Origin of the sequence: Fodinicurvata sediminis DSM 21159 (assembly GCF_000420625.1) — a bacterium.
Classification (GTDB): domain Bacteria; phylum Pseudomonadota; class Alphaproteobacteria; order Kiloniellales; family DSM-21159; genus Fodinicurvata; species Fodinicurvata sediminis.
The window spans coordinates 1-9,206 of record NZ_ATVH01000008.1 but is presented as its reverse complement, the minus strand read 5'-3'; the positions used below and the strand labels follow the sequence as shown (position 1 = coordinate 9,206).

General features: G+C 50.9%; 9 protein-coding genes and 2 pseudogenes. 5 read left to right on the top strand and 6 right to left on the bottom strand.

Annotation, left to right across the window (positions count from 1 at the left end; translation table 11 throughout):
• Nucleotides 1-7 precede the first annotated feature (7 nt).
• Nucleotides 8-268: pseudogene (locus G502_RS0101230) on the bottom strand (transposase); the annotation flags it as partial.
• A gap of 80 nt (nucleotides 269-348) precedes the next feature.
• Here G502_RS0101230 and G502_RS0101225 point away from each other — a divergent pair.
• Nucleotides 349-645 (top strand): annotated as a pseudogene (locus tag G502_RS0101225) (IS1634 family transposase); the annotation flags it as partial.
• A 104-nt stretch (nucleotides 646-749) separates the two neighbouring features.
• Here G502_RS0101225 and G502_RS0101220 read toward each other — a convergent pair.
• The 4 genes from G502_RS0101220 to G502_RS18080 form a co-directional block, all read right to left on the bottom strand.
• Nucleotides 750-1,715 carry a LysR family transcriptional regulator gene (locus G502_RS0101220; protein WP_022726839.1) on the bottom strand — a complete coding sequence of 322 codons (966 nt, stop codon included), beginning with the start codon at nucleotides 1,713-1,715 and terminating at the stop codon, nucleotides 750-752.
• 266 nt (nucleotides 1,716-1,981) lie between these two features.
• On the bottom strand, nucleotides 1,982-3,022 hold the full coding sequence (gene proX / locus G502_RS18090) for a glycine betaine/L-proline ABC transporter substrate-binding protein ProX (protein ID WP_022726838.1): 1,041 nt from the start codon (nucleotides 3,020-3,022) through the stop codon (nucleotides 1,982-1,984).
• A 34-nt stretch (nucleotides 3,023-3,056) separates the two neighbouring features.
• The gene (locus G502_RS18085; protein WP_022726837.1) at nucleotides 3,057-3,983 is read right to left on the bottom strand and encodes an ABC transporter permease; all 927 of its coding nucleotides are present in this window, start codon (nucleotides 3,981-3,983) and stop codon (nucleotides 3,057-3,059) included.
• 20 nt (nucleotides 3,984-4,003) lie between these two features.
• On the bottom strand, nucleotides 4,004-5,266 hold the full coding sequence (locus tag G502_RS18080) for a quaternary amine ABC transporter ATP-binding protein (RefSeq protein WP_022726836.1): 1,263 nt from the start codon (nucleotides 5,264-5,266) through the stop codon (nucleotides 4,004-4,006).
• A gap of 388 nt (nucleotides 5,267-5,654) precedes the next feature.
• Here G502_RS18080 and G502_RS0101200 point away from each other — a divergent pair, with 388 nt between their 5' ends.
• The 4 genes from G502_RS0101200 to G502_RS21810 all read left to right on the top strand — a co-directional run bounded on the left by G502_RS0101200 (nucleotide 5,655) and on the right by G502_RS21810 (nucleotide 8,747).
• The gene (locus G502_RS0101200; protein WP_022726835.1) at nucleotides 5,655-6,428 is read left to right on the top strand and encodes an alpha/beta fold hydrolase; all 774 of its coding nucleotides are present in this window, start codon (nucleotides 5,655-5,657) and stop codon (nucleotides 6,426-6,428) included.
• Nucleotides 6,429-6,563: 135 nt separating this feature from the next.
• Nucleotides 6,564-7,706, top strand: coding sequence for an FAD-dependent oxidoreductase (locus tag G502_RS21820; RefSeq protein ID WP_081649628.1), 1,143 nt, complete (start codon nucleotides 6,564-6,566; stop codon nucleotides 7,704-7,706).
• A 54-nt stretch (nucleotides 7,707-7,760) separates the two neighbouring features.
• The gene (gene thmT / locus G502_RS21815) at nucleotides 7,761-7,967 is read left to right on the top strand and encodes a 2-hydroxymuconate tautomerase (protein WP_081649627.1); all 207 of its coding nucleotides are present in this window, start codon (nucleotides 7,761-7,763) and stop codon (nucleotides 7,965-7,967) included.
• A complete protein-coding gene (locus tag G502_RS21810; RefSeq protein WP_081649626.1) occupies nucleotides 7,968-8,747 on the top strand; it encodes an alpha/beta fold hydrolase in 780 nt (259 codons plus the stop codon).
• Between the two features lie 183 nt (nucleotides 8,748-8,930).
• On the opposite strand, the gene G502_RS0101190 is transcribed toward G502_RS21810, so the two are convergent.
• The coding region (locus G502_RS0101190; RefSeq protein WP_022726719.1) for an integrase core domain-containing protein at nucleotides 8,931-9,206 on the bottom strand (276 nt) is incomplete at its 5' end.

Here is a 9,206-nt window from a genome sequence, read left to right as displayed (position 1 = left end):
TTCAAAGCTTTTTTCGCACCACCTCCTGCAGCATCTCCCGGTCCAGGCTCAAATCCGCAACAAGACGCTTCAGGCGCTGGTTCTCCTCCTCCAGCTGCTTCATGCGCTTCATCTCCGAAGGCATCAATCCGCCGTACTTCTGGCGCCAGCGGTAATAGGTCTGCTGCGAAATCCCTGCCTTGCGGCAAACCTCGTCCACCGGTACGCCCTCCTCGGCCTGGCGCAGGATAAAAGCGATCTGCTGATCGCTGAACTTCGAGCGTTTCATCAACAATCTCCCCGGTTCAGTCCAAAAAGCCTAAACCGAGAATCCTCTCACTCCAAACGGTCCAGTTTTCGGGAGGCACGTCAGCGCTGATGCGCACCCGGCCGATCTACCACTCCTCCGACGCCGCCATCCGCGGCCACGTCTTCTGTTCCTTCCTCGCCCTGGTCCTGCGCAAGGAGTTACAGGCGCGCTGCGCGGCCGCCGGCCTCAAGCCGGAGTGGGGCGAGGTCCTGCGCGATCTCGACCGCCTGCAGGACATCGAGTTCGCCAAGGACGGCAAGACGATGGGGGTGCGCACCCCCGCCACCGGCGTTGCCGGAAGCCTGTTCAAGGCCGTCGGCGTCGCCCTGCCGCCCAACCTGCGCGACGTCGCCTGAGCCATCTGCCCCCCAACTGTAGTGCTAACAGCCGGAACCGGCTGCGCAACCTGTTGTATTTGCTCGCTTATGTAAAACGTGGTGTTTAAGTTGGGCTTAAGAAATCATTGGAGCAATTCCGTATAGGTGTCGCTTGCATAGACCCGCTCCTCTACTGGAGTGCTTTCGACAACTTCTTTCAGGATATCCAGGAACGCCTGTTCAGTTTGGCTTGGCCTTACTTTCTCATTCATTATGAGATAGACATCGATAGGCATCACTTGGTCATAAGGTGGCAATCGCCATAGCAAACCATCCCGGACATCGCGCGCAGCAATTTGCACAGGTATCGCACCAATCCCTAGACCCGACAGAATCATTCGGCGAACCTCTTCAAGATTGTTGGCAACTCCAGTAGGCGGTTCGCGAAACCCTATCTTCGACTGCATCTCAGAAATTGAATTAAGAGCATCTGACAGAATAGCCGACTGATAGGTGATTTCATTGTATCCTTTCAGATCTGATAATTGCAGGTCTCTTCTACCAAAAAGTTCATGTGATGGACCGCAGTAGAAACCACAATGCTCCTTGAAAAGGTGGAAGTAACTGAACTCAGGCTGCTTCCTGAAGATGGGCCCAATCCCAAAATGAATAAGCCGGTTTGAAAGAGCTTCGAGCATCTCGGGCGTATTCATCACGGTGCAAGAAATCGCCGCACGCTGATGACGCGTATGGAATGCTTGGAGAGCCCGATTCAAAACAGGACTTGTCATATGGCTTGCAATTGTGAGCCGCACACTTCCGGTGAGGATGGAGTCCGAATCCTTCAGCAGAACCAGTATTCGGTCAACAGCGCCGCAAATCTCGCTTGCCTCACGATGCAGGAGTCGACCTGCTTCAGTCAGCTTAAACAACCGGGGGCCACGCTCTATCAGTTGCAACCCAACCTGTTCTTCCAGGCTCTTTAGAGCCGCGCTGACCGCCGGCTGACCACGCCCCAGGATATGCGCAGCCCTGGAAATACTTTGCGCTTCTGCTACGACCACGAACGTATACAGCAGATTCCAGTTAATATTCTTGGACGTGGCCATTGAGGAACTCGATAATCATGATGACAGAAGGCTATTATTGACAATATCAATATCAAACCACCTGTCTTGCCGCCACCCTGATAGCCCTCGCTTTCACACACATTGCAGCGCTGCTCAGGACTCAACAAAAGAAGACACAGAACAACGGTCCGACTATCCGAAACAAGATGGTGCCATCTGGCATGAACCTTCGTATGGCATGCAGATTGGGATTTGCATGACAGGTTTGGACAGATGGCACCAAACGTTAGAGCTTTGGGGTGCCGTTATTCCTTTCCGGCTTCAATGGCTGACTGGATCCAGGAATCGAATTGCTCCTGATGTCTCTCAATCCAGTCACTCGCGTGCCTTTCGATATCTGAGTCCCGATCTTCCCCTTCCTTCATCAACTGGTTTTGCCACAACCTATCCTCCAGTTGCATCTCGACTTGTTCAAAGAAGGATACAGCTGCTGGATTATCCTGAGCCCATACTTCACTCACACCAATGTAATAGGTGGTTGGCAGCCAACCAATTTCGCAAGGATCGGAGGCACAGCCAGCCACATCGGGCAAAGGCTTGTACTCCTCCATCTGGTTATCCGGCAATGTGACTTCGCGCAATTCAAGCCACACCAAATCTTCACCAGGCAACAACTCCATCGTCGTCGGGTTCGGATACCATGTGTAAATGAAAATTGGTTCACCATCAGCATATCTGCCCCTGGCATCCGCCGATAATGCCGTGTACTCCCCTTGTACGACCCGGATTGAATCTTCCAAACCCAACTCATTTATATGGTGATCCACAACTGCCGAAGATCCTTCCCAATCAGCATTCGGGCCGATCATATCAGCCCGCCCATCCCCATTTTGATCAAAGAGGGCTGCAATCTCAGGATCCTTGAGATCCTCAAGATAGCGGATGTTATGCTCTTCGGCTGTCTTGCGATCCACAGCATAGCCCTGGATAGTACCTGGATCCATAAGTGGCCCGATCCGCCTGACCTCACCTTCCGTCTCTGCGTATATAGATGCATGATTTGGCAAAATGGTATCCGCCATGTAGTGGAGATCGCCGCGTGCCATAGAGGTAAAAATGGCCGGTACGCCCAAAGTCTTAGGGGTATCGACTTCATAACCCAGACGCTCCATACCTTGGTCCAGAATCTCCTGACCAAACCAGAAGGAATCCCAGTTAGGTCGTGCAGGTTTCGCCTGCTTGCCTTCCCCGGGTAGATCCTGCGCCAATGCATTCACACCAGATGCCGCAAGAAAAATGACGCTTAAGGCCGTTACAGCCTTCGTTGTATATTGCTTGAGTATCATATTTTGCCTCCTGTTATTTCACTAATGCTTTTTTCTAGGGATTGATTGTTGTCCTGTCCGGAAGGATCACCATTCTGATCCGTTTCAGAAATGACGCGGTGCCGGACTCACCGTGCAGATACCTCGCGTGCTCGCCCAATCCCTGGGTAATACGGTCAAGTGTAATGGCGAGGAGAATGATGCCGATGCCACCGATACCAGCAAGACCTACATCCAGCTTGCCGATACCCTGGAGGACGATAAGCCCGAGCCCCTCCGCGCCGATCATTGAGATGATCACACTCATGACCATGGACATGAGCAAAGTCTGATTGAGGCCAGCCATGATGGAAGGAAGCGCCAAAGGGAAACGAATATGCGCTAAAGCTTGCCATTCAGTTGCCCCGAAGGCTTCACCTGCTTCCTTGGTTTCGGTTGGCACCTGTCGCATGCCAAGGTTCGTCAGGCGGATTATTGGTGGAATCGAGAAAATGATCGTTGCAATCACCCCCGGCACTGTTCCGATGCCGAACAGCATGACAACAGGAACCAGATACACGAAAGATGGTGTCGTCTGCATGACGTCAAGAACTGGGCGCAAAACAGCCCAAAGAACGTTGCTTCTTCCCGCCAATATGCCGATTGGTATCCCTACCACCACACAGAAGACCAGAGAGGTCATCAGAATGGAGAGGGTTGTCATCGCCTCGTCCCAGACTCCCATGAAGGCGATGGCCAAAAATGCGAATGCCGAAAAGAGGCCAACCCGAATTCCAGCAGACCACCAGCCGACAAGCAGAAAAACCAACACCATTGCCCAAAAAGGTAGAGCAAGCAGGGATTCTTGAACCCCATCGAGCACATGTGCAATTGGCCAACGTATGGCCTGAAACACTGGCCGCCATTCAACGACCAACCAGTTGACGAATATATTTAGAACATCATCAACTGGTAATTGATATTCTTCGGGCAGTCGGCTCATCTCAGGTCAGCCCTTCATTATCAGTTTGCTCTGTCTGGAATGGACGAAACCGAGATCGAGGCCTGTGAGCCCTCTCCCGTTCCAGGTATTCTCGAGACTTGATCCGGATCGGCCAAGTGGACCAAAACATCGTTTGCATCGAACGTACCGGTAACGCGCCCTGATTCATCCAGAACGGCCAATGGAAAACCGTCTTGAAAGAGAGGATACACGTTTATGAGAGGATCTGAAGCAACCACCTCTCTCACCTTGGTTCCGTTGCAGAAATCCTTCGCTACTTTGCCAAATAGCTCAGCCTGCAACTCAATATCCTTGCGGAATACATATCCTTCAGATTTCCCATAAGCATTCATGACAACCACGCAATTTCTGCTGGCCTGGGTCATGATCTCCAGCACCGAAGCGGCAGGCGTACTGGCTGCGATCGCATCGAGCCCGAAGCCGGACATCGTGCCGGCGGTAATAACGCGAGCACGATCCAGATCCTTCGCAAAGTTTCTCACGTAGTCATCGATGGGATTGAGAACGATCTCCTCCGGACTGCCTATCTGGACAAAGGCTCCGTCGCGCATCATGGCGACATGGTCGCTGAGCTTTACCGCCTCCTGGAAATCATGAGTAATGAACACAATCGTTTTCTTGATCTCGCGCTGTATCCTCAGCAATTCATTCTGGAGATCTGCGCGGATCAGCGGATCAAGGGCACTAAAAGGTTCGTCCATCAGCATGATATCCGCATCGCTGGCCAAGGCGCGCGCCAGTCCAACACGTTGTTTCATGCCACCACTGAGATTGTCGGGGTACCGCTGGGCCCATGCCGAAAGACCGACTTGTTCCAGTGCCTCTCCTGCCTTTTTGCGGCGCCCTTTTCTTGGTTCGCCGCGCAGCATGAGTCCAAACTCGACATTATCCAGAACTGACTTGTGCGGAAGAAGCGCGAAATTCTGGAAAACCATAGTGAGTTTTCTACGCCGTAATTCGCGCAGCTGAGAGCGATGCTTGGAAGAAATCTCCTCCCCATCGATCAAAATGGATCCGGAGGTAGGTTCAATCAAACGATTCAGGCAACGCACCAGGGTAGACTTACCAGAACCAGACAGTCCCATAATCGTGAAGATCTCACCTTCATCCACCTTGAAGGAGACATTCGAAACTGCAAGCATTTGCGCTGTTTTTTCAAGTATCTCAGAGGGATGATGCCCCTGCGTGGCCAGTGAGAGTGCAGTCTCCGGCTGCCCCCCATAGACCTTGTAAAGGTCTCTCGTTTCTAGCTTGACTGCCATAAAGTGGCGCCCCTGTTAACGTTCACACGAGCGTCTGAGACAAACCGATAGACACTCCGGTCCCCATAAGGGAGCGGGCCTCCATCGCCGATTTCACCTCCGACTGATTCGTCTGCCCCTCTTTTTTAGGGCAAAACGAAAGGTTCCCCTGCTCTTATTTCAGTACCATTAAATTAAGCCAAGCAAACCCTCAGAAACAAATCAAATCGATATTTTTTATGGTTTGTTTAATAAAATTGATGAGCGGTTATTATTATTTTTATTGATATCACAATCAAAATTATTCGTTTGACCGATTTTTGGATATCGAATTTAGATAGTCAATAACAGCGGGCAAACCCCGCGTTTGGTTTTACTCTTAACTCGAATTCCATCGGAAATTTCAAACATGGCTGCTTCAATCGATTGCCCCCATTGGGAAAACGGCCAGGGGGATCCCTTAGTTCTTGTGCATGGTATCGGAGCATCTCACGCCGCATGGAACGGCGTTGTCGAGAACCTGAAATCAGACTTCCTTTGCATCTCTTATGATCTACGTGGACATGGAGACGCACCTTTGCCGGGTGAATCATTCGGTCTCGATGAACTGGTGGAGGATTTGGAAGCCTTGCGGAAGAAGCTGGGCCTCGACCGGATGCATATCGCCGGCCACTCTCTCGGTGGAATGATCGGACCCGCCTATGCCCGAGAATACCCAGATCATGTGGAAACACTCTCCCTACTGTCTACGGCTGCCGGCCGCACGGAAAACGACAAGGAAAAGGTGCAGGGCGTCGTTGCCCGAATGGAAAGCGAAGGCATTGGCAATGTCCTGGAGACATTGGTTGACCGTTGGTACACAGATGACTTCGCTCGCGCCAACCCAGACGTTGTTCAAGCACGCCTGAAACAAGTTGTGGGCACCAACCCCGACGTCTTCCTCAATGTCTTTCATATCTATGCTGAAACAGAAATGGCTCCGTGGCTGCATGAAGTTTCAGCGCCTTCACTCGTCCTGACAGGTGAACTCGATGGCGGTTGCAACCCGCGCCTCAACGAATTCATACACAGCCAATTAGAGGATTCTAAGCTCGTCATCCTCAAAGGTCTGAAGCATTCAATCCTGGCTGAAGCACCAGAACAGGTCGCATCGGAGATCCGTCACTTTATCAGCCACGTATAACCAGATTCTCCGTTTTGGACGCAGCCACACAGAGGAACATGTCACTGGTTACAAGAAACGGCTGAGCCAGCACCTGGCTGGTGCATCGTTCGTAAAAAAAGCCAGCGTATCTACCCAAACAGAGGAAATTAGGATATGAGCAGGACACGGGAAGCCGAAATTGCTGGGGCGGGATTGGCCGGATTGGCAGCAGCAACGGCACTCGCCCAGCAAGGCTGGAACGTAAGAGTCCATGAAAAGGGAAAAGACCTTCGCGAAATCGGCGCCGGCATCTATCTCTGGCAAAATGCATTAGATGCACTGAGGGAACTACGTGTCTATGACAAGGTGGCTGCTACCGGAGTACGCTCTGAGAAACCACGTCTACTGCAGGATCACAAAGCCCAGGAAGTTAAGATCCGAAGAGATCACGATCCGGATCCAGAACTTATCGTAATCCTGCGCACCGAACTACACCGTATATTGGCAGAACAGGCCATCAGTGAAGGTGTGGAGATTGTCACAAACTCCCGTGTTCTGGGAGCTGATCCTGAGGGGCGTTTAGAGTTTTCTGATGGGTACGGTCCCAAAGTGGATCTGGTAGTCGGAGCCGATGGGGTCTTTTCCCGAGTGCGCGATTCAATACGTCTAACGGAACGCATTGTCGACCTGAAGGACGGTTGTGGACGCCACCTGATTCCTCGACAGGAAGATGATGGTCTGAATAATCAACGGATTGAAATGTGGAATGGTGGTCGCCGCATTGGCATGGCTGCAGCGAGCAAGGACCATCATTACGTATTCTTGTGTTGCCCAGAGCATGACACGGCAGGTCGTCTGCAGCAGCCATTCAACTTGGAGGCCTGGGCAGAAAGTCATCCGATCTATAAGAAGTACCTGCAACGTCTCCCCAAGCATCCAGAAGAATATTGGCGCCCATTCTTCAATGTATTCTGTTCTGCTTGGTCACGTGGCAATGTCTGCATAGTGGGCGACGCTGCTCATGGCATGTCGCCAAATCTTGGACAAGGTGCTTGTGTTGCCATCACAAATGGTACTGTCCTCGCAAGGGCCGTTTCAGCACAAGAAGATATTCCAGCTGCTTTAGCCCACTGGGAAAAAATGGAACGTCCGTACATCGATAAAACCCAAAGAATGTCTTACCTCTACGGTTATTTCGGAACACGCTGGCCTCAGAAATTGCTTGGCCTCCGCAGCAAAATTCTACCCATTGTAGCAAAAACGGACAGGTTCCAACGTAGTCTGCGTTGTGCAGTCGACCACAGGCCAAGCCTCTAAAAACGACAAATAAATACTATTAATAGAATTCACCCACAGTTAGGAGCCAATAGAATGCCCATTATTCGTGTTGAAATGTTTGAAGGCCGAAATGAAGAACAAAAAGCTAAACTAGTCCATGAACTAACAGAGTCTTTTGTACATAGCTGCGGCGGCACAAAGGAATCTGTCCAAGTCGTGATTAACAACTACTCACCTGAGAATTGGGGAAGTGCCGGACAGTTGGTGAGCCGAAAAACGAAGGCTGCCAAGGACAGCTAAATGAGATACCAAGGTCGCACGGCAACGCTTGCATACTATACACAGGGGGAAGGGCCGACTATTCTTTTTGTGCATGGCAACGGTTCTACGCACAAAATATGGAATGCAACGATCCAACCCTTGGAAAGCAGTTTCCAATGCATCTCCTATGACCTTAGAGGACATGGAGCCTCGCACAAGTATTATGAGGCATTTACATTAGATCTTCTTATAAATGACCTGGAAGAACTTCGGTCTCACCTTGAGTTAGACCGCTTTTATCTTGTCGGCCATTCTTTAGGAGCGCTTGTCGCAGCCGAATACGCATATCGTTTTCCAGAACGAATCGAAAAGCTGTGCATGATTGCAGCACCGGCAGCGCGAAACGATAGTGCAAGATCAGCTGGTGAATCTCTGCTTGCTCAACTTAAGGAGCAAGGGGTGAAAGAAACAATGTCAGGGTTAGTAAGACGCTGGTACACAGATTCTTTTGTAACTACACACCCTGGGGCCCTAGAGGCACGACTTGAGCAATTGACTAGTATTAGCGAGCAGGTCTTCATTAACGCCTACGCTCTCTATACTCACACCGACATAGATGCAAGGCTACCAGATCTTTCCATGCCGACTCTCGTTATGACCGGCGAATACGCTTCCGGCTGTGATGCAGAGGTTGCTCGCTGCATTTCCGAGACAATCCCAAACAGTCATCTAGTTATATTTCGTGAAATGAAGAATGGCGTTCTAACAGAAATTCCAGAGCGGGTTTCAAAAGAAATATTAAATTATTTTTTAGAATGACGTAATCTCTAAATTTTCACCCATTTGCAACTTTAATGGCTTATCGATTCGATTTTCATCATCCTTCATCACCATTGACCTGACCCCTTGAAAATCCTCCAAGTGGTGCTGGAATCGGACCCAAGCTTGACCTTGCCCCCAAGTTTGGACCAGCCAGAGCGAGAAAATTCCGGCTGTTCGGCCTCAGGGCAGGCATGCCTGCCCTGAGGCAATTGCCAGTTCCATCGGGGCTTTGTCGCCAATGGAACTATGTGGGCGAACTTCATTATAATCCGTCCGCCACGCTTCACATTTTGACTGTGCATCAGCCAGGCTCAAAAACCAATAGACGTTCAGACATTCTTCACGTACCCGGCCGTTGAAGGACTCCGAGAAGGCATTGTCCGTTGGCTTGCCAGGGCGCGAATAGTCCAGTTCAACGCCCTTCATGTAGGCCCAGAGGTCCAGATCCTTGCTGAC